Annotated in this window: 24 protein-coding genes; 2 read left to right on the top strand and 22 right to left on the bottom strand. The window is 45.8% G+C overall.

Features of this window, described 5'->3' with window-relative positions; genetic code table 11:
• Positions 1-37: 37 nt before the first annotated feature.
• The 9 genes from mrdA to KHZ77_RS08135 form a co-directional block, all read right to left on the bottom strand.
• Positions 38-2,023 (bottom strand): penicillin-binding protein 2, encoded by a 1,986-nt coding sequence (mrdA, locus tag KHZ77_RS08095; RefSeq protein WP_295197692.1) that lies wholly within the window; start codon positions 2,021-2,023, stop codon positions 38-40.
• 33 nt (positions 2,024-2,056) lie between these two features.
• Positions 2,057-2,548, bottom strand: a complete 492-nt coding sequence (gene mreD / locus KHZ77_RS08100; RefSeq protein WP_295197694.1) for a rod shape-determining protein MreD — start codon at positions 2,546-2,548, stop codon at positions 2,057-2,059.
• Entirely contained in the window at positions 2,548-3,459 is a 912-nt protein-coding gene (gene mreC / locus KHZ77_RS08105; protein WP_295197697.1) for a rod shape-determining protein MreC, read from the bottom strand. Before mreC ends, mreD begins: the two co-directional genes overlap by 1 nt.
• A complete protein-coding gene (locus tag KHZ77_RS08110; protein WP_295197700.1) occupies positions 3,459-4,496 on the bottom strand; it encodes a rod shape-determining protein in 1,038 nt (345 codons plus the stop codon). Before KHZ77_RS08110 ends, mreC begins: the two co-directional genes overlap by 1 nt.
• A 328-nt stretch (positions 4,497-4,824) precedes the next feature.
• Positions 4,825-5,511 (bottom strand): DNA repair protein RadC, encoded by a 687-nt coding sequence (gene radC, locus KHZ77_RS08115; protein WP_295197701.1) that lies wholly within the window; start codon positions 5,509-5,511, stop codon positions 4,825-4,827.
• Positions 5,512-5,730: 219 nt separating this feature from the next.
• Positions 5,731-6,324, bottom strand: a complete 594-nt coding sequence (locus tag KHZ77_RS08120; RefSeq protein ID WP_295197704.1) for a Maf family protein — start codon at positions 6,322-6,324, stop codon at positions 5,731-5,733.
• Between the two features lie 258 nt (positions 6,325-6,582).
• Positions 6,583-7,776, bottom strand: coding sequence for an acetate kinase (locus KHZ77_RS08125; protein WP_295197706.1), 1,194 nt, complete (start codon positions 7,774-7,776; stop codon positions 6,583-6,585).
• A 3-nt stretch (positions 7,777-7,779) separates the two neighbouring features.
• Positions 7,780-8,340 carry a hypothetical protein gene (locus tag KHZ77_RS08130; protein WP_295197708.1) on the bottom strand — a complete coding sequence of 187 codons (561 nt, stop codon included), beginning with the start codon at positions 8,338-8,340 and terminating at the stop codon, positions 7,780-7,782.
• A 190-nt stretch (positions 8,341-8,530) separates the two neighbouring features.
• On the bottom strand, positions 8,531-9,736 hold the full coding sequence (locus KHZ77_RS08135) for a DUF401 family protein (protein ID WP_295197709.1): 1,206 nt from the start codon (positions 9,734-9,736) through the stop codon (positions 8,531-8,533).
• A 219-nt stretch (positions 9,737-9,955) separates the two neighbouring features.
• Between KHZ77_RS08135 and KHZ77_RS08140 the strand changes: the two genes are divergently transcribed.
• Together KHZ77_RS08140 and KHZ77_RS08145 are read left to right on the top strand one after the other, a co-directional pair.
• Positions 9,956-10,504 (top strand): TetR/AcrR family transcriptional regulator, encoded by a 549-nt coding sequence (locus tag KHZ77_RS08140; RefSeq protein ID WP_295197711.1) that lies wholly within the window; start codon positions 9,956-9,958, stop codon positions 10,502-10,504.
• A 51-nt stretch (positions 10,505-10,555) separates the two neighbouring features.
• Positions 10,556-11,854: a nucleotidyltransferase family protein gene (locus KHZ77_RS08145; protein ID WP_295197712.1), complete on the top strand. Its 1,299-nt coding sequence runs from the start codon at positions 10,556-10,558 to the stop codon at positions 11,852-11,854.
• A gap of 135 nt (positions 11,855-11,989) precedes the next feature.
• On the opposite strand, the gene pyrR is transcribed toward KHZ77_RS08145, so the two are convergent.
• The 13 genes from pyrR to KHZ77_RS08210 all read right to left on the bottom strand — a co-directional run bounded on the left by pyrR (position 11,990) and on the right by KHZ77_RS08210 (position 22,465).
• A complete protein-coding gene (gene pyrR / locus KHZ77_RS08150) occupies positions 11,990-12,532 on the bottom strand; it encodes a bifunctional pyr operon transcriptional regulator/uracil phosphoribosyltransferase PyrR (RefSeq protein ID WP_295197714.1) in 543 nt (180 codons plus the stop codon).
• Positions 12,533-12,685: 153 nt separating this feature from the next.
• Positions 12,686-13,687, bottom strand: a complete 1,002-nt coding sequence (locus KHZ77_RS08155; RefSeq protein ID WP_295197716.1) for an RluA family pseudouridine synthase — start codon at positions 13,685-13,687, stop codon at positions 12,686-12,688.
• Positions 13,688-14,137, bottom strand: a complete 450-nt coding sequence (lspA, locus tag KHZ77_RS08160) for a signal peptidase II (protein ID WP_295197719.1) — start codon at positions 14,135-14,137, stop codon at positions 13,688-13,690.
• 126 nt (positions 14,138-14,263) lie between these two features.
• Complete coding sequence (locus tag KHZ77_RS08165) at positions 14,264-14,431, bottom strand: 4Fe-4S binding protein (RefSeq protein ID WP_295197722.1); 168 nt, start codon at positions 14,429-14,431, stop codon at positions 14,264-14,266.
• Between the two features lie 301 nt (positions 14,432-14,732).
• Positions 14,733-14,864: a hypothetical protein gene (locus tag KHZ77_RS08170; RefSeq protein ID WP_295197723.1), complete on the bottom strand. Its 132-nt coding sequence runs from the start codon at positions 14,862-14,864 to the stop codon at positions 14,733-14,735.
• A gap of 54 nt (positions 14,865-14,918) precedes the next feature.
• The gene (locus tag KHZ77_RS08175) at positions 14,919-16,088 is read right to left on the bottom strand and encodes a sodium ion-translocating decarboxylase subunit beta (RefSeq protein WP_295197726.1); all 1,170 of its coding nucleotides are present in this window, start codon (positions 16,086-16,088) and stop codon (positions 14,919-14,921) included.
• Positions 16,089-16,288: 200 nt separating this feature from the next.
• Positions 16,289-16,699, bottom strand: coding sequence for a biotin/lipoyl-containing protein (locus tag KHZ77_RS08180; RefSeq protein ID WP_295197729.1), 411 nt, complete (start codon positions 16,697-16,699; stop codon positions 16,289-16,291).
• 17 nt (positions 16,700-16,716) lie between these two features.
• Positions 16,717-17,097 carry a hypothetical protein gene (locus tag KHZ77_RS08185; protein WP_295197731.1) on the bottom strand — a complete coding sequence of 127 codons (381 nt, stop codon included), beginning with the start codon at positions 17,095-17,097 and terminating at the stop codon, positions 16,717-16,719.
• A 40-nt stretch (positions 17,098-17,137) separates the two neighbouring features.
• Complete coding sequence (locus KHZ77_RS08190; protein WP_295197734.1) at positions 17,138-18,667, bottom strand: carboxyl transferase domain-containing protein; 1,530 nt, start codon at positions 18,665-18,667, stop codon at positions 17,138-17,140.
• Between the two features lie 148 nt (positions 18,668-18,815).
• On the bottom strand, positions 18,816-19,238 hold the full coding sequence (mce, locus tag KHZ77_RS08195) for a methylmalonyl-CoA epimerase (protein WP_295197736.1): 423 nt from the start codon (positions 19,236-19,238) through the stop codon (positions 18,816-18,818).
• Positions 19,239-19,395: 157 nt separating this feature from the next.
• Entirely contained in the window at positions 19,396-20,343 is a 948-nt protein-coding gene (meaB, locus tag KHZ77_RS08200; protein ID WP_295197737.1) for a methylmalonyl Co-A mutase-associated GTPase MeaB, read from the bottom strand.
• 67 nt (positions 20,344-20,410) lie between these two features.
• A complete protein-coding gene (locus KHZ77_RS08205) occupies positions 20,411-20,803 on the bottom strand; it encodes a cobalamin B12-binding domain-containing protein (protein ID WP_295197739.1) in 393 nt (130 codons plus the stop codon).
• A 15-nt stretch (positions 20,804-20,818) separates the two neighbouring features.
• Positions 20,819-22,465, bottom strand: coding sequence for a methylmalonyl-CoA mutase family protein (locus KHZ77_RS08210; protein WP_295197742.1), 1,647 nt, complete (start codon positions 22,463-22,465; stop codon positions 20,819-20,821).
• Positions 22,466-22,472 lie beyond the last annotated feature (7 nt).

The raw sequence follows: 22,472 nt of genomic DNA on the forward strand, positions 1-22,472 counted from the left end.
CCCATAGTCGCTCCTTTCTGTTACCAACAACGAACAATTACATTCCCTTTGGTCCCGTTACCGTATCATTCCCAGAATTTCCAACATTATTTGAATTTGTAGAGGTTGATGCGTTAGTATCCGAATCAGGCTCTCTACCTACATTGCCGGAGCTGCTTGTATTTGCGTTACCTGAAGCATTTGTTCCGGCATTATTCTTATTATCAGATTTTGAATCGTTTGTATTTAACTTAAAATACTCGGCTAAAACATCTCTTACAATCGGACCGGCCGACCCGGCACCGAAACTACCCTGTTCAACCAACGCAACTACAACAATACGAGGTTTATCATAAGGTGCATACGCTACGAACCAGCCATGATCTCGACCGGTCGCATTTTCCGCCGTACCGGTTTTACCGGCTACGGAAATAGGCCAACCTTTGAAGAGCTGACCGGCTGTACCGCCTTCAGACGTTACGTCGCGCAACGCATTACGAATCAGGTCCATAACAGATTTAGACACCTGGAGCACTCCGGCCTGACGAGGTCCGAAGATTTCCGCCGGCGTACCGTCACTGTTATCAATACGACTTACTACATATGGTTCATAACGAATCCCGCCGTTAGCCACTTCCGACATAAGCACCGCCATTTGAAGCGGCGTTACTAATGTATAGGACTGACCGATAGCGGCGTCGAACGTTTCCCCTAAGTACCAGTCTTGATCGAATACTTTTCGTTTATATTCAGGGCTGGCCAAGTTACCGCTTGCTTCGCCGTAAAGCTTAATGCCGGTTTTTTCACCGAGGCCGAAAATTTTCGCAAATTTGTCGATATTTTCAATACCTACGCGGTTACCCATTTCGTAGAAGTACACGTTATCCGATTTTGCCAGCGCCGTATTGAAGTCCAGCCATCCCAGCGCTTCGCCTTCCGCGTTTCGCTTATCGATGAGCCAGTGACGCCCGCTGTCGAAGATCATTTCGTTCGGCGTAACCTTCTTCAATTCCAATGCAGCTGCACCGGTAACAATTTTAAACGGTGATCCCGGAGGATATTCACCGGAAATTACTTTGTTATCAAACGGATGGTTTGGATCCGTATTGAGCATGTTCCACTGAGCCGACGTAATGCCGCGGGCAAACCAGTTAGGGTCGAAGCCCGGCGCACTTACCATGGCTAAAATGGCCCCTGTATTCGGGTCCATGGCCACTACAGCCGCACCGCGGGCAGGAATTCCCTGTGCGCGAAGAGCTGCAATCTGATCAGCTACGGCTTTTTCAGCCGCTTTCTGTAATTGTAAATCGATAGTGAGGTGAATATCGCGGCCTGGGATAGTATCTTTCCGTCCCACTTCGGCCACAGGACGCCCGGACGCGTCAACTTCCACCTGTTTACCGCCATCAGTACCGCGCAGTACATCATCATACATTTTTTCCAAACCTGAACGGCCCAGAATTGTACCCGGTCCTACCAATGTTTGCGGATTGTTTGCCTTAATATCATTTAACTCATCTTCACTCACTTCACCTACATACCCCAAAAGTTGCGATGCCATGGAGTTATTCGGATAGTAGCGAAGCGGTTCCACTTCAATCGTTACGCCCGGAAGTTCATGACGATGTTCCTCAATCATGGTTACGCGGTCCATCGTAATATCTGTAGCGAGACGAATCGGTTCATAACCGCCCTTGTGGGCCGCTATTTTTTCCTTAATCGTTTCCACTTTAATATTGAGCATGGACGCCAATCGTTCCAGTTCATCATCACTAATATCTTTACCGGACGGTACAATAGATACCGTATAAGCAGGACGGGACCCGGCAATAATCTGCCCGTTGCGGTCATACATAACACCGCGGGCCGCCGTCATCGTCACCATGCGAAGACGGTTACCTTCCGCCTTGGTGTGATAATACTCACCGTCCATAATTTGTAAGTAAAAAAGTCGTATTATTAAAATCAAGAAAATCAGGCTGACCACATACATGAATATGTCAAATCGCCCTTTTTTGTTCTTTTTATATAAAGCTTCTAACATATGGCCGCCTCCTTTCCCTTTCGAGAGTGACTCTTACCAAATATATTCATCTCTCTCTTCCATATTCCAAATGAGCTCGTGCAACACAATGCCGATGAGGCCGTTAAGCCACCATACCGGCCAAATGTGATGCCAGATATACGTGCCGATTAAAATGTCTTCACGGCCCAGCCAGAGCATGCCCATGCGCACAAACATGTCGAGGAATGTGGCGCCGCACACCCAGGCAAAGGTTACATACCACTGCTCTTCATAGACGCTGCGTGACCAAATACTTACAAAGTAGGCCACCACCATATAAGGGAAAAAATGCAAACCGAATGCGTTGGAAATGACAACGTCATGAATTACGCCGCCAATACTGGCCGCAGCCAAACCAACACGACGCCCTTTTAACAGAGAAAGCACTACAACCCATACTAAAATAAGGTTTGGCAGCCACTCATGTTTAAAGAGCATAGGCAATACATCGGCCTGTATCAAGAAGGTTAATATTCCCATGAGAACATATAATAAAATTCGCATTATTGTGCTCCTTTGACGCCCTCTACCTGGTCGCGTTGTGTTTGCGGTACCAATTTAGGCGTTAAGCTAGGTTTATCCAATTCCCCTTCACGAGAACGCATAATAACAAATACTTCTTCCACATTGCTCAGGTCGGCGGATAACTGCACCACTGCATTTTTAACGAAACCTTCCGCATCATTGTCAATGCGGGTTACATGACCTACCAAGAGGCCTTTTGGATAAATACCTCCATAACCGGACGTAATCAATGTATCGCCGGTCAGTACGTCGCCGTCGCGGGCCACGTTAACCAACAGCGGTTCGTTCGGATTACTGCCGTTGCCTTTTACGATGGATGCAACGCGGGATTCCGGACGTTGTACAATGACGCCGATGGACGTACGAGGATCCAAAATGGTCTGTACACGGGCGGAATTAGGGTATACGTCGCTGATAAAGCCCACTACACCGCCGGGAATCACGACCGGCATGTTAACAGCCAAACCGTCGTTGGAACCGCGGTCAATGGTAAAGGTATTTGTCCAAGAACCGAAGTCGCGCGTTACTACGGCGGCCGCCATCATATCAAATTGAGGATGTTTATTCTGAAACGCCACCAATTGGCGAAGGCGAATATTTTCCGCCACCACTTCATCATAGTTAACTACTTTTTGTTGAAGCTCCGCGTTTTCCATGCGAAGCTGATCTATTTCCTTCGTGCCGTTAATGGCATTATCTATAAGGGCAATGCCTGTGTTAAAGGAGCCCAACAAGCGTGACGTGCCGTAAGTAAACGGCGTCGTTACCTGCTCCATCCCTACAGTCACATAGGGAATGCTGGTGCGCTGTTTCCATGCGTAACCCAAAAGGGCCAGGAAAATACAGCACAATCCTACGAAGGCAATTAATTTTCTGTCTGACGAAAACATTACGCCCTTCCTTTCCGACTTTTCGATGCAATAATAAAGCGCTCCATACGCTCGAATTCTTTTGATGCCTGACCGAGCCCTACGGCAACGGCAAAGCCCGGATCCTTCGGTATCTGTACCGGAATCCCCAATTCGCCGCTAATGCGGGCACCCAGACCTTCCATTAAGGCCGTTGCACCGGTGAGAATCATACCGCGCTGTAAAATATCTGCAGCCAATTCAGGCGGCGTCTGTTCTACAACAGTTTTAATTTCATCTACCACATGCTGTAAAGGCACCTGCAGCACTTCATATATTTCTGACTTGTGAACCGCCACACGCTTCATAAGACCGTTAGCAATATCACGTCCTAAGAAGGATACTTCCAAGTCTTCTTCCGGCGGCAATGCCGTTCCCAAATCTAATTTAATCTGTTCAACCGTCTCTTCCGCCATCATAACGGAGTAGGTATTTTTAATGTAGCTTAAAATAGCCTGATTGAAATCATGACCGCCAATACGGGCTGTACGGGCCAACACTTTGCCGCCCAAAGACATTACGCCAATGTCGGTAGTACCGCCGCCGATATCCACAGCCATACTGCCCACCGGATCGAACACCGGTAAATTGCAGCCCAACGCGGCCGCCACCGGAGCTTCAATTAAATAGGCCTCACGGGCGCCGGCCTGAATAATCGCATCCGTCATGGCGCGACGTTCCACATCGGTAATTCCGCAAGGTACAGCCATAATGACGCGTGTACGGCCTACAGATCGGGATGCTTTGCCCATAAAATGGCGCAACATAGTGAGCATCACGCGGTAGTCCACGATGAAGCCGTCACGCAACGGACGGAGTTCATCCAGCATGTCCGGAGAGCGCAACAACAAGCGTTCCGCATCGGAACCAACGGCAACGATGCCTTCCTGCTTCGTATCAGTCGCCACTACAGACGGCTCAGAAAGAACCACGCCGCGGCCCTGCACATGAATATGTGTATTTACTGTTCCTATATCTATGCCTAAATCTCGTCCAAGGGACGAAAATAAACGAATCATATCCTTTATCTCCTTATTTTACTCATCATTTTATAATACCATTTCAAGGAGGTTTTGTATATTCCTGAAACGAAAAACGCTATGTATCACATAGCGTTTGACATACTTCTCTTCTATTTTACTACGGCGTGAAAATACTGACAACAGACTATATTTCAGTACTTACAACAGATTAACTTTCAGTACCTATAACAGATTAACTTTCGACACTTACAACAGACCGGTTTTCGCTCTTAGAACTGACCGGCGCCCGCTCTTACAGCTGTCCGTCTTTCCGTACCTACGAGTGACGCTCTTAGATTACCTACCAAAACCTCTCTTTCAGCCCTTATAAGAGCGACTCTTCGCAGAGGCTCAAGTAGATGCCGTCGCCGATGATAATATGATCCAGCACAGGGATTCCCATCACATCGCCGGCGTCTTTGAAAATGCGGGTAATGCGAATATCTTCATCGCTGGGATTCGGGTCCCCGGACGGATGATTGTGAATCAGAATAATGCGGGCCGCATTGGCTTCCAAAGCCCGGCGAAACACGCTGCGCTGTTCCGCCAAACTGCCCGTAAGACCACCGATGGAAATCGTCTCCAAACCGATAAGTTTGTTCTTGCAGTTTAAAAAGGCTGCACAGAAATGTTCCTGCCGCTCATGGCGCAGCCGTTCCATCACATAGGACGCTACGGCTTTCGGATGGCTGAAATCTTCGTACAAGTGCTTCACGCGAAGTTGCCCAAGGCGCCGCCCCAGCTCGATAGCGGCGCATATAGTGACCGCCTTATCGCGCCCGATGCCCTTCACCTTGCGAAGCTGGTCCACGGAAACACCATTCAACCCATAAGCGCCATCCACCACAGAATCTAAAACCTCCTTCGCCAGCTCCAGCACGGAACTCCCCTTCCGCCCGGTGCGCAGCAAAATCGCAATCAACTCCGTATTGGATAACCCCTCTGCACCAAGTGCTACAAACTTCTCTCTCGGACCTTCTCCTACACACCAACTGAGACTTTGATTCTCCATATGTACCTCCCCGTACACTCACATATAAGTAAATTATACGTAGAACCTCATTCATCGTCCATTTGCAGGATACCCGTTTAATCTATTACAATTCGGTTATTCTATTGCACTCTATTTATTCTGTTACAATTCCGTCTATTTGATTATGATTCGTTTAATCCGTTATTATGCGTTTATTCCATTATTGTGTATTTACTCCGTTATTGTGCATCTACTCCGTTATAGTTCGTTTAACTTTCGTAAAACCACTTCCACAGGCAGTCCCACTACATTTGTATAGGATCCTTCGATACCTTTCACTAAATAACCGCCCAAGCCTTGGATGCCGTACGCCCCGGCTTTATCGAGGCCTTCACCGGTAGCGGCGTAAGCCTTGATTTCCTCATCGCTAAGATCGTAGAAAATTACATCCGTCGTAACGCTGAAACTGATGCTCTTTTCGTCCCCGGTCTTGCGATTTACATGGCGCAAGCACATACCTGTAATAACCTGATGGGCCTGACCGGACAACTCCGTGAGCATGCGCACCGCATCAGCCTCATCAGCCGGTTTTCCCAACAACTCGCCATTCCAGGCCACGATAGTATCGGCGCCGAGGACGATGTATTCATCCGGTTCATTTTCGCCCATAATTACGTGAGCCGCCTTGCCGCGAGCCTGTGCTTCCACATAGGCAACCGGATCGGGCCACTGTTCATGAGACTCTTCAAAACTGCTTTTAGCTACAGTGAACTTAACACCAAAACGAGTGAGCAGCTCCTTGCGCCGCGGCGAAGTGGATGCTAACACGAATGGCATATCTTTATATTTCATCTCACAATCCTCCTTTCTATTCTATTTTCCAGACACTTATTTAGTTATTGCTTTAATCACTATTTAGTCTCTGTTCTATTCGTCTGCCTCTATTCGTCTGTCTTTATTCGTCTATCTTTATGTTGTTCTATGACTTCACCTGTCTTTACCCCGACAGGGTCTATAAACCACAACGCGCAGCACCCCAAAAGGTGCTGCGCATCTGTGCACTTGTACATAGTGATACTCACTATGACCAAGAATTAAGTTGTAGTTTTATTATTTTGCCAAACGTTGAGTATCGCGAGCAATCATGATTTCTTCGTTAGTAGGAACTACGAATAATTTTACTTTAGAACCTTCTACGCTGATTTCAGTGTCTTTACCGCGAACGTTGTTGCGTTCTTTGTCAAGAGCAGTGCCCAAGTATTCCAAACCTTCGCAGATAGCTTCACGGTTACCGATACCGTTTTCGCCGATACCTGCTGTGAATACGATAGCGTCAACGCCGCCCATAACAGCTGCGTATGCACCGATAGTAGCACGTACTTTGTAGTGGAACATGTTAAGAGCCAATTGAGCTTTTTCGTTACCAGCTTCAGCAGCTTCTTCAAGCACGCGGAAGTCGTTGGAAACGCCGGAAATACCAAGTACACCGGATTTTTTGTTCATTAATTCGTCAACTTCTTTAGTGGACAAGTTCATTTGATCCATCAAGAAAGGAACGATTGCAGGGTCGATATCGCCGCAACGAGTACCCATTACAAGACCTGCCAATGGAGTGAAGCCCATGGAAGTATCTACGGATTGACCGTTTTTAACAGCAGTTACGCTGGAACCGTTACCTAAGTGGCAAGAGATAATTTTCAATTCGCTTAATGGTTTGCCCATTAATTCAGCCACGCGGTCAGCTACATAGCGATGGCTTGTGCCGTGGAAGCCGTAACGACGAACGCCGTATTTTTCATATACATCATATGGAAGACCATATAAGTAAGCTTCAGGAGGCATGGATTGATGGAAAGCTGTATCGAATACTGCTACCTGTGGTACGTTAGGCATAATGGACTGGCAAGCTTCAATACCTTGGATATTTGGTGGGTTGTGTAAAGGTGCCATTTTAGAGCATTCTTCAAGAGTAGCCATTACTTCGTCATTGATCAATACAGACTTAGCAAACTTTTCAGCACCATGTACTACACGATGACCTACTGCATCAATTTCATCCATAGATGCAATTACACCATATTCTTTGTCCACTAAAATATCAAGTAAGATTTTAAGTGCTGCTTTGTGGTCTAAAACCGGTTGGATTTTTTTCAATTTGTCGCCTGTTGGGCGTTTGTGAGTGAAGATCGCATCTTCTGCACCGATTTTTTCAAATTGCCCTTTTGCCAATACGCTTTCATTTGTCATGTCCACTAATTGGTACTTTAAGGAAGAGCTGCCACAGTTTACTACTAAAACGTTCATTACTTATCCCTCTTTCTTAGTAATTTGAATTTTTCCTACCACCATGTCAGAAATCTGAGCTCCCATTGTACTGTCAATAGGATACTGGTAGGTAATATTCCACAATACACCTTTGTCTACAAATGTGTATTGGAAGAAATGAATTTTTGCCTGGTCCGCCATCAACGATGCGTCAGCTTTTACGCCCGGTACGCCGTCAATAGTCGTGGCACTTGCTTGCCAAGTCAATTTAGTTCCGAAATTCTTTTCATAAAAACTCTGTGTTTCCTTCGCATAAGCTTCTGCCGTAGGCAAGGCCTGACCGGCTTTCGGCTGAATCGCTTCAATGGAAACGAGGAAGTTTTTATCGGCTCCTAAATAAGTCGTTACAGGATAACCAAGTGCATTTTCCTTCGTATTTGCTTGTACACCAATATCGAAAGGCAGCGCAAAAGTTACCTCAGAATTACCACTTTTTATGACTTTATGACCAAAGCTGTAATTATCTATGGCATTATCACTGCCACAGCCGCTTACAAAAACTAATAGAATCCCCATACAGAGGATAGTCAGCCATTTTCTCATACAATTCCTCGATTCATATCTTTTGCATTCACGTATACATGCATTCTCATTATAACACTTTGTCTGATATATTAGCCACCCTATTTTAGCAAAATCCAGCATAAAATTAATACATACATGCCATACGTCAAATTAATACATGCCCTTTTCAAATATTTTGATGTCTTTTATACTCTTCTTTTTTCAACTGTTAAAATCCCATGACGAGCAGTAAATGATAATACGCCAACATTAATCCTGTAAACACAATGACTACGGGAATGGTTTTGCGAATGAGTTCGCCCAGCGTAATATTGAAGTAGTCTGCAGCCACTACAATACATACATGAGTTGGCGATATTTGGCTCGCTCCATGGGCCACACACATGAGCAACACCATGAAAGGCATCCCGCCTTGTACCGTAGCAAAAGCAATCGGCGCCCCCATGGCAATAATCCCGTTTGACCCGCTCACAATCCCGCCAATTAAAAACAAAATAGCGAAAACTAAGTAGTCCGGTATAGGTAAGGTGGAGAGTGTTTGCGGCAACGTGGTCAGCATGCCGGAAAACACGATAAATTCTTTTAACACCAGCACGAGGAATGTATTCAAGAGCAACTTTACCTCGAAGGCACTGCGGCTCATAGGTACTAACTCGTCTACACGGAAGCGGTATACGAAAATCGCCAATCCAATTACGATAGCCACGGCAGGCACAACGGATAATTTAAACACTAGAATTAACACTAAAATAAGTATCAGTGTCCATAAATGTCGAAACAAATTGAGCAAATCTTTTTTTCTATTTTTACTGCGCGGCGTGCCGGGATCTTTTGGCACTCGCATCAGATAGGGAAACACGCCTAACAGACTCAGTACAATCATGGGAATTATCATGCCCAAAATAAACTGACCCAAGGGAACGCCGGAAATACTTGCCATAAGCAGCACGCCTGCATAGGTAGGCAGCGTACTTTCCGGAATATGACGAAACCAGCTTGTTACAAAAGCCTGCTCCTTCGGCTTTAAATATCCTTCAGTAGCTCCCTTTACGATGTCTCCACAAAGAATCATCGCTGCCGCTGAAGGTAGCAATCCGATAAATAAGGCGGACCCTACCGCCGTAATTCGGCGATTATGAAACAATCCGTCCAAGTCTTGTTGAGCTAATTTAATCTGACTGCGCGATTCCAACATACGCTGCAAATAAGTAATTAAATACAAAGAAACCAGTATGGAAAATGAGTTCCAATCTATAAACACATTAGCGACCAGTGCCGGCCATTCCCCAGGTCCGATCTGATACGCTGCGGCCATCACAACCAAACCGGCTAACACAGCCTGCCAAAGAGGCCTCTTCATCCATAGTACCAATATAATGACGGCAAACAATATAACTAACTTCAATAAATCCATGATAGTCCCCAACCTCCAACAAGTATTCTTCCACCCAAACACATACACTTGTAAAAACATTGACAGGTGTATTAGTTTTGAATATTATTATAGTTAGAGATAAATTTGAAGTCAATCGATGGCACATAAGTCATTCACACTGGTAAATGTGTCAAATTTTATGTTAAAAGCTCATACGCATCTGAAGATATATTGAATATAATCCCAAGGAGGTACTCTATGTATACAGGTACAAATCCATCGGCCCTACGATCCCGCAACGAAATCGTTCCGGCCTTTTTTAATCTCTTATCTGACTATTCCTTTGAAGAAATTACTATAAAGCAGATTATGGACGCCACCGGTCTATCCCGTCAGACCTTTTATCAAATTTTCACCGACAAAGAAGAAATTTTAGAATACTATTTGGACACTTTGTTCGGTGAATTCATGACTCATGTAAAACAGTATGAAGTAAAAAACTTGTGCCACGCGGCCAAAATATTTTTTGCGTTCTTCCAAGAGTATAAGGAAATTTTCAGTCTTATTATAAAAAACGGAAAGAGCGGTGTACTGCAACGAAAATGTAGCGAGTATTTGCAAAAAAGCGAGTATATTCGGTATGATCTGCACGGAGTTGAATCGGATTGGGATAGAGAGTACGCCACCACCTTCGTAATCAGCGGCATGGTCTCCATGTTAGAGAAATGGATACTCTCCCCTGAGTCGGAAAAACAAGGTGCTACTGAACTGGCTAAACTCGTTTGCCGCATAACGGGAACCGACTAAGCGCTGTGGTATAATGATGTAAATGCTGCAGAGATTATGAAGGAGATTATTATGAATTGTATCGGAATTATTGCCGAATATAACCCGTTTCACATAGGCCATGCTCACCAGCTTGAAATGGTAAAAACTAAATACCCTGACGCCCTCATTGTAGTGGCTATGAGCGGTTCCTTTGTGCAACGCGGCGAGCCGGCTCTTTTCGATAAATTCTCCCGCGCTCGCTGGGCCTTGCTCAACGGAGCTCATGCGGTGGTGGAATTACCGACCGTATACGCCACGGCCAATGCGGAACGCTTTGCAGCCGGCGGCGTTCGCCTGTTAGCTAAGCTGGGCGTCACTACCCTTGCGTTCGGTTCCGAAAATGATAATGCCGAAGTTCTTTGGCAAATGGCATCTCTAAGCCGTTCTGAAGAAGTGCAATCTGCCTGCCGCACCTATTTACAGGAAGGCCTATCATACGGCTCCGCTTTGCGCCGCGCCTTACATGACATCATGCCTGATGCGGTTCATAACGGACCTAATACGCTGTTGGCCTTAGAATATATTAAAGCAATTCAAGCGTACAAGCTCTCCATGGATATTCTTCCTATTAAGCGCACTTCATCCCATCATGCAACAGATGTGGATGTGACAGCCCCTTCCGGTTCCGCATTGCGCCAAGCCATTTCAACGCCGGTCACTCCTACAGCGGACTCCCTTAAGGCGGACTCCCCTACGGCAGGCTCCACTACAGCAGGCTCCCCTACGGCGAATTCCCCTATCGAAAGATTCCAACACATTCAACCGGCCTTTCCTCCTTCTATTCGCAGTGAAGTTAAGGATTTGCTGTCAGGGCAAAACGTAACGGACTATGCATTATACGAAAGCTTATGTCATTTCGAAAGTCGTCGTCAACATTCGGACGACCTCCTGAAGTATCCGGATTTTTCAGAAGGCCTGCATACACTTTGGACCAAGGCCGGTGCCGCTACTGATTGGTCAGCCGCCGTGGAAATGATTAAATCGAAACGCTATACCTATGCACGCTTGCGCCGCATGGGCTCTTATACGGTACTTAATCTCACGAAAGGCCTGCAAGATCAGGCTCATTCGGAGGGACCGCTCTATGGCCGCCTCTTAGGATTTACCGATGAAGCCCGGCATTGGCTGAAATCTCAATCAAGCCAATTTCCAATTGTCCAAAAATGGAGCCCTTTCGTGCAAACTGCAACAGGTTTGGCGAAAAACATGGCACTCCTCGATACAAGAGCCACCGATATTCGCGCCCTCTGCGAAAAAAATCCCGAATTACGTAAAGGACATATGGATTATATGCAGTCCCCTTTATATGTCCCAACGAAAGAGCAATAATAAATTAGACTCTCTACACAAGAAGACTATAAACAAATCACAGCAAACATAAATTTGCAACTTGAATAGCAACCTCAACACAAAAAGCGTCTCAGAGAACCTGCTTCTCCAAGACGCTTTATTTTTATTGCAAAGTTATGAAATTGTTACGCTGTCCACGCCGTCCTGTTCGACTACGTTAACGCGTACTTTTTCAGAATGAGATGTAGGAATGTTTTTTCCCACGTAGTCCGCTCTGATTGGCAATTCACGATGGCCCCGGTCAACGAGTACGGCCAATTGGATGGCACGTGGACGGCCGGCCTGCATCAATGCGTTCAGCGCCGCACGAATGGTGCGTCCTGTATAAAGCACATCGTCTACGAGGATAACCAGCTTACCGGTCGTATCCAAGGTAAATGGCGGTCCTTCTTTCACCTGTGTGCTGCGGTCATCACGATAGAGCGCCACATTAATTGTGGTCACATCAATGGACGTACCTTCGATAGCTTCAATCTGCTTCTGCAAGCGATATGCCAGATGAACACCGCGCCGTTCAATCCCTACGATAAGTGCATTATCCAGCCCTTTATTGCGTTCCAGGATTTCATGACTGATGCGGCGCACAGCTCGCATCATAGCCTGTTCATCCATAAGAATGCGTTTGTCATGTGTGGTTTCTTTTATTTTTTCAGGCATCTTACCCTCCCGGCCAATCTGCTCCTAAGATTCCATATCCCCTATACACGCTGAAGTTACATCAACAACTCGAAATGCCAAGCTTACGCTCTTAATATGTCTCAAGCGTCTCAACCTCAAGTGTCTCAATACTATTAAACGGTTTCAACAATTCTAACGATTATGTTCCTTCGCAAATTCAATGCACGCTTTAAAATCATCAGGTAATGGGGCTTCAAAATAAAGTTCTCCCTTCGTAATCGGATGTTTTACGCGCAAGCTGTGTGAATGAAGTGCCTGCCCTTCAATAGGAAAGTCCATTTTTCGGTAGCCGTAGAACGGATCGTTAACTACAGGGTGACCAATATGGGCAAAGTGAACGCGAATCTGGTGTGTACGACCTGTTTCCAGACGGCATTCCACCAATGTATGCTTGCCATAGCGTTCCAAAACGGTAAAATGAGTGACCGCCTCTTTGCTGTTTTCAAAAACAACGGCCATTTTCATGCGGTCCTTCGGATGACGTCCGATAGGCGCGCGAATGACACCGCGGTCTTCCACAATATTGCCCTGAACCAGCGCATAATATGTACGCTGCGCCGTATGCGCTTTTACCTGTTCCGCCAAGCCGATATGAGCCGCATCATTTTTAGCCGCCATCATAACGCCGGACGTATCCTTATCAAGGCGATGTACAATGCCCGGGCGGATTTCACCATTAATACCGGACAAGTCTTTGCAATGATACAACAAGGCATTTACCAGGGTACCGCTATAGTTGCCCACGGCCGGATGCACTACCATGCCGCGTGCTTTATTGATGATAATAATATCATGATCTTCAAATAAAATATCCAACGGAATATTATCAGGCTTAACTTCTACGGACTGAGGCGCCGGAATTGACACGTGTACCGTAAGCCCGGCAGACAATTTCATATTGCTCTTGCCTGTTTTTTCGCCTACTTTTACATGGCCGTCTTTCACCAATTGCTGCACATAACTGCGAGAACCTTCCAACAGGCCTGTTAAAAATACGTCCAAACGCTGCCCTTCTCCATCTTCAGGCACTGTAAATGTCTTTACTTCCTCAATCTCCGTACCTTCAGTAAGCTCATCTGATTCATTCAACGAATCCAGCATTTCATCATCTCCAAGAAAAAGCGATTCTTTCATTTATTTATCTCCTTTCTCTGAATGTTGCCACACATGCCAGATTAGCGCAACTACGCCTAAACAAATTCCAATGTCAGCCACATTAAAAATCGGCCACACTCTAAAGTCAAAAAAATCTACTACTGCATGCAAATGGAATCGATCCCATGCATTGCCCAAGGCGCCGCTCACCAATAAAGCCGTTCCCAGCTTTAAAGCTACAGATCCGTTCGCAATGTATTTGCGAAGGAAAAATAGAGCGACCAGCAAAACGAATACGATAGCTAAGAAAAAGAAACGCTGCTCACTTAAAATACCAAAAGCAGCCCCTTTATTTAAAATATAGGTGATATGGAACACATCGGGAATCACCGGTATGCTCTCACCTAATGCCATATGTGTTTGTACCCAAAACTTTGTGAACTGATCGGCAATCAGCCAAATAATGCCAAGTATTATGTATAAAATCATTGTGTTCTTACTCATCCTTCTATTAGTCTATTATTTTATTATAAAGGCAAATAGACGGTTAAGGCAAATGGAAAGGTGATTTTGGGCAATAAAAAAAGCCCTCATCTGAGGGCTTTTACATCCAAATTATTCAGCTGGATGAATTGTACCAACTGGGCAAACGGATTCGCAAGAACCGCAGTCGATGCAAGTGTCATTGATTTCGTATTTAAGTTCGCCTTCGCTAATAGCGCCTACTGGGCATACGGAAGCACAAGAACCACATTTAATACATTCATCACCGATAACTCTCATAATTGGACACCTCCAAAAAATATACTAGGATAATTTCTGATTATCAATTCGTTAAGGAACTTACCTTAAATTTATATTCTCATTATGCCATGTTTTTTTCTGAATGTCAAACTTATGGAGAATGATTTCTTATTATTTTTTAGCAAGTGCCTAAAACTATTTTGCATAGAAGAATCGCTCAACCACGATATTTGATATGTATTTTCAATTGAAATCAACCTATATACTTAAGGAGTATTGGAATTACTTAATTCTCATTTAATTTTACATCTTTTGATTTCTAATTGGGTTTCGTTCTCAATTAGTCTTGACCTTCTTTTTCAGGAAATGCGGCAACTAATACTTTAGTAGCTATAATAAACCCGCAAATAACCATGAACATAACCGGTAAAGCTATAATCATCTGTAAGGTAGCCGCTTCAACATCAGTCATTTTGATTCCTCCCTTAACAATAATTCTTAAGTACATCACTCAACGGACACTCAATTAATGTGCCAACAGCTGTCCCAATGCAGGAATAAGAGCCAATACTAAACCGCCGGCCACAACGGAAGCAATCTGCCCCGCTACGTTAACGCCGATAGCATGTTGAATGATGAAGTTTGTATTATCTTCTTTAAGAGCCATTTTAGCTACTACACGACCGGACATTGGGAATGCGGAGATACCGCACGCGCCGATCATAGGATTAATTTTCTTCTTCGCAAAGAGATTATACAATTTCGCAAAGGCAATGCCGCCCACTGTATCGAATACGAAGGCTACCGCACCTAAGCAGAGAATTTTAAATACGTCAAAGGTTAAGAAGTTGGCTGCTGTCATTGTGGAACCGATAGTAATACCTAAGAGAAGCGTTACCAAGTTGGATAACTCATTTTGCGCCGCCTGGGATAAAGACTCGGTTACACCGGATTCTTTTAACAAGTTACCAAACATGAGGGCCCCGATAAGAGCTACAGAGATAGGTGCCACGATGCCGGCAATAATTGTAATCATAATAGGGAATAAAATTTTAGCAATCTTGGATACCGGTTTTTCTTCTACGAAGTCCATGCGAATACGACGTTCTTTCTGAGTCGTAATGGCTTTAATAACCGGTGGCTGGATAACCGGTACTAAGGACATGTAGCAATAAGCGGCCACGGACAAAGGTCCCAACATATCTTGCGCATAACGGGAAGCTACGTAAATAGTCGTAGGGCCGTCAGCAGCACCGATAATGGCGATAGCCGCCGCATGAATGTAATCGAAGCCGAGGAATGCGGCGCCGATAGCTGTTGCGAAAATACCGAATTGAGCCGCTGCGGCGAAGAGCATTACGGACGGTCTGCGCATAAGCGGTGTAAAGTCACACATAGCGCCAATGGCAATAAAAATAAGTACCGGAAATAACTCATTGGCGATACCCGACTGATACAACGTAATAAGAAAACCAATCGCGCCCGCTTCTTCTGATACAGCGGAGGAAAATGGAATGTTGGCCAAAATACAGCCAAAACCCATAGGTAATAACAGAACCGGCTCATAATCGTAACGAGCGGCCAAATAAATCAACAGACCGCCAATACAAATCATAATTAAATGGCCGATCCCAAACCCCATAAAACCCATTAACAACTCATTTAGCCACGGATATTGTGCTATTAGCGAACTCATAATAAGCCCTCCCAGTCAGTTTTTTGTACTTGCAACTTAATCCCCCGTTAAGCCGACCTCTACGACAAAAACTTAAATACACTTAATAAGGTCTATAATTTATTTTGCTATCTAATTGTAAAAAAAGGGAAATTACTCAACGGAGTAATTTCCCTCGTTTTAAACTTAAAACGTAACGTCCCAGTCCATACCGACGTAAATTACTCGATTACAACAAGAACTTCGTGAGCCTTAACCGACTGGTTAGCTGCGATGCGAACATCAGCTACTACGCCGTCCTTTTGTGCCACGATTTCGTTCTGCATTTTCATGGCTTCAAGAATACATACTACGGTATTGGCTGTTACAGTATCTCCAGGTTTTACTGCTACGGAGATGATTTTGCCCGGCATTGGAGATTCTACAGTGAATGCGCCGGCCGCTACAGGTTTAGCCGGAGCCGGTGCTGCTGCCGGAGCAGGAGCTGCTGCAGGTTTTGCTACCGGTGTAGGAGCCGGAGCCGGTGCAGCCGGACGTACAGGCGCTGCCGGAGCAGCCGGTGCTGCACTACCCACTTCATTAACTTCTACATCATATGCTGTACCATTGACAGTAATAACAAACTTTTTCATCCTTATATCCTCCTCGATTATCCTTGACGTCTGCCGCTCAGGCGAGCTTCCAATGTCCAATTTCTTAATTTTGCCGGTCTGATTGAAGCAATCTGATGGGAATCGTAACCCATAGCCGCAACGGCTGCAGCGATAACTGCAATTACTTCTTCCGGAACATTAGCATTTGCTGCATTTGGAGTCATGCGTTCCTCCTCAATTGATGTCTTCGGTTCGGCTGCCACCGTTGCCGCTGTATCAGTAGCTTCAGCTGTTGCAGCGGAAGTCTGACTTTCGGCGGTTGAAGCCGCAGTACTTTCTGTTGCCGTTTCCGAGGACTTATTGCGCTTCAACAGTTTTACAACTATGAAAAGTACAATCAGCCCCGCTACAGCAATCAGCATATTTTGAGTGTCCATACCTTACATCCCTTCTACACTAGTTAACACAGAATACCTATTATAATGGAATATTACCATGTTTTTTAGGTGGTCTGGTTTCACGTTTACTTGCCAGCATAGCCAAGGCGCGAATGATAGTAGGACGTGTTTCCTTCGGTTCAATTACAGTGTCAATATAGCCGCGTTCAGCCGCTTTATAAGGAGTTGCGAATTCTTCAACATATTTAGCTGCTTTCGCATCGCGGTCTTCGTCGCGTTTGAAGATAATATTAGCTGCACCGGCAGGGCCCATTACAGCGATTTCAGCTGTTGGCCATGCATATACCTGATCGGCGCCCAAATGTTGGGAACACATTGCGATATACGCGCCGCCGTACGCTTTACGAGTGATAACGGTAACTTTTGGCACAGTCGCTTCGGAGTATGCATAAAGCATTTTAGCACCGTGGCGAATGATGCCGCCCCATTCCTGGTCAGTACCAGGCAAGAAGCCGGGTACGTCTACGAACGTTACCAACGGAATGTTGAACGCATCACAGAAACGGATGAAACGAGCACATTTGTCGGATGCGTTAATGTCTAAGCAACCGGCCATAACTTTTGGCTGGCTCGCAATAATACCTACGCTCTGGCCGTCGAAGCGGGCGAAGCAGGTAATAATATTTTGTGCGTAGTATGGCTGTACTTCATAGTATTCGCCATTATCCACCACATTGGCAATGATGTCGAGCATGTTGTACGCCATGTTGCTGTTGTCAGGGAGCATTGTGTTCAATGCTTCGTCTGCACGAGTTGGGCTGTCGCCTGTTTCAACAAGTGGAGCGTCTTCCATGTTGTTGCTTGGAAGGAATGTTAACAAGTAACGAATCTGTTCCATGCAGTCGTCTTCATTTTCAGCCGCGAAGTGAGCTACACCGGATACACTGTTGTGTGCCATAGCGCCGCCCAAGTCTTCAGCAGATACTTCTTCCGCCGTAACGGATTTAATAACGGCCGGACCGGTGATGAACATCTGAGATGTATTTTTAACCATGTAAATGAAGTCGGTAATAGCCGGAGAATAAACGGCACCGCCTGCGCATGGCCCCATGATTACGGAAATCTGAGGAATTACACCGGATGCTGCTGTATTCTGGAAGAAGATTTTACCGAAGCCGCTCAATGCGTCAACGCCTTCCTGAATACGCGCTCCGCCGGAATCGTTGATACCGATAATAGGTGCGCCCATTTTCATAGCCATCTGCTGTACTTTTACGATTTTAGCCGCATGCATTTCGCCAAGGGAACCACCTTCAACGGTGAAGTCCTGTGCAAACGCATAAACGAGACGGCCGTCGATTGTACCATAGCCGGTTACAACGCCTTCGCCAGGAAGCTCTTTCTTTTCCATGCCGAAGTTTACGCAGCGATGTTTTACGAATTGGTCGATTTCTACGAAGCTGTTAGTGTCAAAAAGTTTTTCCAAGCGTTCGCGAGCTGTCAATTTACCTTTGCTGTGTTGGGAAGCAATGCGCTTTTCGCCGCCGCCCTGTTTAATAGTCTCAAGTTTTTTATGTAATAACGCAATCGTTTCTTGGACTGTTGCCATTACTGTACCTCCATGTTTCAGTTAATATTGTTACTGTATATACTATAACCTATATTGGCGCCACAGCCTGTGTAAGCACTCTGACTTCTATAAGTACCATAGCCTTTATACGCCCTGCCGCCTCAGTGAGAGTCCGCAGTGTTGCCAACTATTTCATTCGTTGACAAAGTTCAAGCAAAATGCCGCCTGTCGCTTTCGGATGAACGAAGGCGATCATGGATCCGCCGGCGCCATAACGAGGTTTTTCGTCGATCATGCGCACGCCTTTTTCCATTAGGTCTGAAATGGCATTTTCAATGTTGTCCACGCGCAATGCAATGTGCTGAATGCCGTTGCGGCCGCCGTTCTTTTCAATGTAACGGCCAATCGGTCCGTCCGGTTCCGTAGTTTCCAAGAATTCCAACTCTGCGTCGCCGCAAGGGAAGAAACTTACTTTTACCTTCTGTTCTTCTACAACTTCATCTTCAGGCAAATGCTCCATGCCGAGAGTTTCTTTGTAAAACGCTTTCGTCGCTTCCAAATCTGCTACGGCAATACCAATGTGGTCAACTTGCAATACTTTAAAAGCCATTATGACACACTCCTTATTTTTATTAGTTACTAATCTATGTAATCCTAACTGTTTCAGTCATATAAAACATGCAAATTACATATTATATACTACTATAATACCATTAAGTAGGCATTTAGTGGAAACTTTTCAAAAAACTATAGAATGTAGAATGGACCTACAGTTTTTTCGGAAACAGGGAAGTTACGATTGTATTTACCAGGCTGTATGGATCATTATCACGCGTTTCCACTTCGTGAAGGTGACGTTTAAACTCTTCATCCTGTCCGACCACACGATTTACATATCGTGCAATTTGCTCTTCCAACATGCCTAAAATCTCGGAACGTGTACGTTCCTGACGGCGTGTTTCCAATTCGCCGGTCTCTTTTAAATGTTTAAAATGAGCTTCCAGGGATTCAATAAGTTCCGCCACGCCTTCGTCGCGACTGGCCACAGTGCGTTCAATCGGCGGTCTCCAGCTTCGTGGGCGCCCGTCCAAATCAAGCATCATTTCAATTTCCACGTTTAATTTATCGCAGCCGTCCCGATCCGCCTTATTGATGGCAAACACGTCGCCGATTTCCAAGATCCCCGCCTTGATGGCCTGGATGTCGTCACCCAGCCCCGGTACCAATACAACCAGCGTTGTGTCCGCGCTCTTCACAATATCTACTTCCGACTGGCCTACGCCTACGGTTTCAATAATGATTAAATCCATGCCGAATGCATCCATCAGCTTGGCCACATCGGAGGTTTTGCGGGATAAGCCGCCTAAGCTGCCGCGGGTCCCCATGCTTCGAATAAAGACATTTTCATTCAATGTCAAATCGTTCATGCGGATGCGGTCGCCCAAAATAGCGCCGCCGGAAAACGGACTGGTCGGATCCACCGCAATGATACCGATTTTCTTGCCTTGTCGCAAATAGTGTTTTACCAGCTTGTCGGTCAAAGTACTTTTGCCGGCCCCGGGAGCACCGGTGATGCCTAAGATCTGCGCCCGCCCCGTTTTAGGGTAAATAGCCTTCATGATCTCTCCGGCATTGTCATATTCACTTTCTACCGCTGTAATAGCTCTCGCCAATGCTAACCGCGAGCCTTTAAAAAGCTCGGTGATTATATCCATACGTTCACCGCCTTAATACACTAAGGCTCGAACGAAACATTCGAGCCTATATGTCTTATACATGTTTTTATACATGCGCCTTTACGAAGTCGATAATATCCCCTGTAGGTGTGCCCGGAGTAAATACTTCCGCTACACCGGCTTCTTTCAAGCCCGGAATATCAGCATCAGGAATAACGCCGCCGCCAATAACGAGGACGTCGCCCATGCCTTTTTCTCTCAGTAAATTCACAATTTTGGGAAATAATGTATTATGTGCCCCTGATAACAAGCTCAAGGCCACTACGTTAACGTCTTCAGACAAAGCAGCTTCCACGATTTGTTCAGGAGTCTGACGGAGACCTGTGTAAATAACTTCAAAGCCTGCATCACGAAGCGCACGCGCTACTACTTTTGCACCGCGGTCATGTCCGTCCAGGCCCGGTTTTGCTACTAATACACGAATTCGTTTTTCTGTCATGATTGTCCCTCCAAATTATAATGTGGAATGCGCCTGATATTCGCCAAACACTTCGCGAAGCACATTACAAATTTCACCTAATGTTGCATAGGTATGTACTGCATCCAGAATAAGCGGCATCAAGTTAACGGATTCATCCTGTGCCCCTGCTTTCAAAGCGGCCAATGCTTTTGTTACTGCTTCATTGTCGCGTTCTTCACGCACTTTCTGCGTTTTCAGGGACTGGTTCTTACCTACGGATGCGTCAACGCGCATTAAACCTTCCACCGGTTTTTCTTCAACTTGGAATTTATTTACCCCTACGATAGTACGTAAGCCGGATTCAACTTCCATCTGCCATTTATAGGCGGATTCCTGAATTTCCTTCTGAATGTAGCCTTGTTCAATCGCTTCAACAGCGCCGCCCATTTCGTCAATTTTACGAATGTATTCGAGCGCTTCGTCGTAGATAGCATTGGTCATAGCTTCTACATAGTAGGAGCCGCCCAATGGATCGACTACGTCAGCCAAGCCGGATTCATAGGCCACAATCTGCTGCGTACGAAGAGCGATTTGTACAGATTCTTCTGTAGGCAATGCCAAGGCTTCGTCGCGGGAGTTAGTATGTAAGGACTGAGTGCCGCCCATAACAGCAGCCGCTGTCTGCAACGCTACGCGGACAATGTTGTTATCCACTTGTTGTGCCGTAAGCATGGAGCCTGCAGTCTGTGTATGAACGCGGAGCATCATGGATTTTGCTTTCTTAGCGCCGAAACGTTCTTTCATAATGTGGGCCCACAAGCGACGGGATGCACGGAACTTAGCCACTTCTTCAAGCACATTGTTATGGGCGTTCCAGAAGAAGGAGAGACGGCCTGCGAAGGCGTCTACGTCAAGGCCTGCAGCCAAGGCTGCTTCAACATAAGCGATACCGTCCGCAATAGTGAATGCGATTTCCTGTGCCGCAGTAGAACCTGCTTCACGGATATGGTAACCGGAGATGGAAATGGTATTCCATTTCGGTACGTTTTGTGAACAATATTCGAAAATATTAGTGATTAAACGCATAGAAGGTTTTGGTGGGAAAATGTACGTGCCGCGGGCCGCGTATTCTTTAAGAATATCGTTCTGAATTGTCCCTTTCAGTTCGCTGGCAGGTACGCCCTGTTTTTCTGCTACTGCGATGTACATAGCCAATAATACGGCTGCCGGTGCGTTGATAGTCATGGACGTGGATACTTTGCCCAAGTCGATGCCGTCAAACAAGATTTCCATGTCCTTTAAGGAGTCAATGGCTACACCAACCTTACCAACTTCCCCTTCCGCCATAGCATCATCGGAGTCATAACCAATCTGCGTTGGCAAGTCGAACGCACAGCTCAGGCCGGTAGCGCCGGACTCAATGAGATAGCGATAACGTTTGTTTGATTCTTCCGCCGTAGCGAAACCCGCATACATACGCATGGTCCAGAAACGACCGCGATACATGGTAGGTTGTACGCCGCGAGTGTAAGGGAACTCACCCGGGAATCCCAAGTCCTTTTCGTAGTCGAACCCTTCCACATCAAGCGGAGTGTACAAGCGGTTAAACGTTAAGTTTTTACGCTCCGGGAACTTTGCCGTTACTTTTTCACAAGCCGCATCATAGGCCGCCTGTTTGGCTCTTAAATCATCAGTAGACATTTTACCT

It is taken from the genome of Veillonella sp., assembly GCF_018364065.1.
In the GTDB taxonomy this organism is placed as follows: domain Bacteria; phylum Bacillota; class Negativicutes; order Veillonellales; family Veillonellaceae; genus Veillonella_A.

What these genes read in the sequence shown, in the direction of transcription:
- mrdA (WP_295197692.1), bottom strand. Translation starts at nt 2,023, where the DNA reads ATGTTAGAAGCTTTATATAAAAAGAACAAAAAAGGGCGATTTGACATA.
- mreD (WP_295197694.1), bottom strand. Translation starts at nt 2,548, where the DNA reads ATGCGAATTTTATTATATGTTCTCATGGGAATATTAACCTTCTTGATA.
- mreC (WP_295197697.1), bottom strand. Translation starts at nt 3,459, where the DNA reads ATGTTTTCGTCAGACAGAAAATTAATTGCCTTCGTAGGATTGTGCTGT.
- KHZ77_RS08110 (WP_295197700.1), bottom strand. Translation starts at nt 4,496, where the DNA reads ATGATTCGTTTATTTTCGTCCCTTGGACGAGATTTAGGCATAGATATA.
- radC (WP_295197701.1), bottom strand. Translation starts at nt 5,511, where the DNA reads ATGGAGAATCAAAGTCTCAGTTGGTGTGTAGGAGAAGGTCCGAGAGAG.
- KHZ77_RS08120 (WP_295197704.1), bottom strand. Translation starts at nt 6,324, where the DNA reads ATGAAATATAAAGATATGCCATTCGTGTTAGCATCCACTTCGCCGCGG.
- KHZ77_RS08125 (WP_295197706.1), bottom strand. Translation starts at nt 7,776, where the DNA reads ATGAACGTTTTAGTAGTAAACTGTGGCAGCTCTTCCTTAAAGTACCAA.
- KHZ77_RS08130 (WP_295197708.1), bottom strand. Translation starts at nt 8,340, where the DNA reads ATGAGAAAATGGCTGACTATCCTCTGTATGGGGATTCTATTAGTTTTT.
- KHZ77_RS08135 (WP_295197709.1), bottom strand. Translation starts at nt 9,736, where the DNA reads ATGGATTTATTGAAGTTAGTTATATTGTTTGCCGTCATTATATTGGTA.
- KHZ77_RS08140 (WP_295197711.1), top strand. Translation starts at nt 9,956, where the DNA reads ATGTATACAGGTACAAATCCATCGGCCCTACGATCCCGCAACGAAATC.
- KHZ77_RS08145 (WP_295197712.1), top strand. Translation starts at nt 10,556, where the DNA reads ATGAATTGTATCGGAATTATTGCCGAATATAACCCGTTTCACATAGGC.
- pyrR (WP_295197714.1), bottom strand. Translation starts at nt 12,532, where the DNA reads ATGCCTGAAAAAATAAAAGAAACCACACATGACAAACGCATTCTTATG.
- KHZ77_RS08155 (WP_295197716.1), bottom strand. Translation starts at nt 13,687, where the DNA reads ATGAAAGAATCGCTTTTTCTTGGAGATGATGAAATGCTGGATTCGTTG.
- lspA (WP_295197719.1), bottom strand. Translation starts at nt 14,137, where the DNA reads ATGATTTTATACATAATACTTGGCATTATTTGGCTGATTGCCGATCAG.
- KHZ77_RS08165 (WP_295197722.1), bottom strand. Translation starts at nt 14,431, where the DNA reads ATGAGAGTTATCGGTGATGAATGTATTAAATGTGGTTCTTGTGCTTCC.
- KHZ77_RS08170 (WP_295197723.1), bottom strand. Translation starts at nt 14,864, where the DNA reads ATGACTGATGTTGAAGCGGCTACCTTACAGATGATTATAGCTTTACCG.
- KHZ77_RS08175 (WP_295197726.1), bottom strand. Translation starts at nt 16,088, where the DNA reads ATGAGTTCGCTAATAGCACAATATCCGTGGCTAAATGAGTTGTTAATG.
- KHZ77_RS08180 (WP_295197729.1), bottom strand. Translation starts at nt 16,699, where the DNA reads ATGAAAAAGTTTGTTATTACTGTCAATGGTACAGCATATGATGTAGAA.
- KHZ77_RS08185 (WP_295197731.1), bottom strand. Translation starts at nt 17,097, where the DNA reads ATGGACACTCAAAATATGCTGATTGCTGTAGCGGGGCTGATTGTACTT.
- KHZ77_RS08190 (WP_295197734.1), bottom strand. Translation starts at nt 18,667, where the DNA reads ATGGCAACAGTCCAAGAAACGATTGCGTTATTACATAAAAAACTTGAG.
- mce (WP_295197736.1), bottom strand. Translation starts at nt 19,238, where the DNA reads ATGGCTTTTAAAGTATTGCAAGTTGACCACATTGGTATTGCCGTAGCA.
- meaB (WP_295197737.1), bottom strand. Translation starts at nt 20,343, where the DNA reads ATGGATATAATCACCGAGCTTTTTAAAGGCTCGCGGTTAGCATTGGCG.
- KHZ77_RS08205 (WP_295197739.1), bottom strand. Translation starts at nt 20,803, where the DNA reads ATGACAGAAAAACGAATTCGTGTATTAGTAGCAAAACCGGGCCTGGAC.
- KHZ77_RS08210 (WP_295197742.1), bottom strand. Translation starts at nt 22,465, where the DNA reads ATGTCTACTGATGATTTAAGAGCCAAACAGGCGGCCTATGATGCGGCT.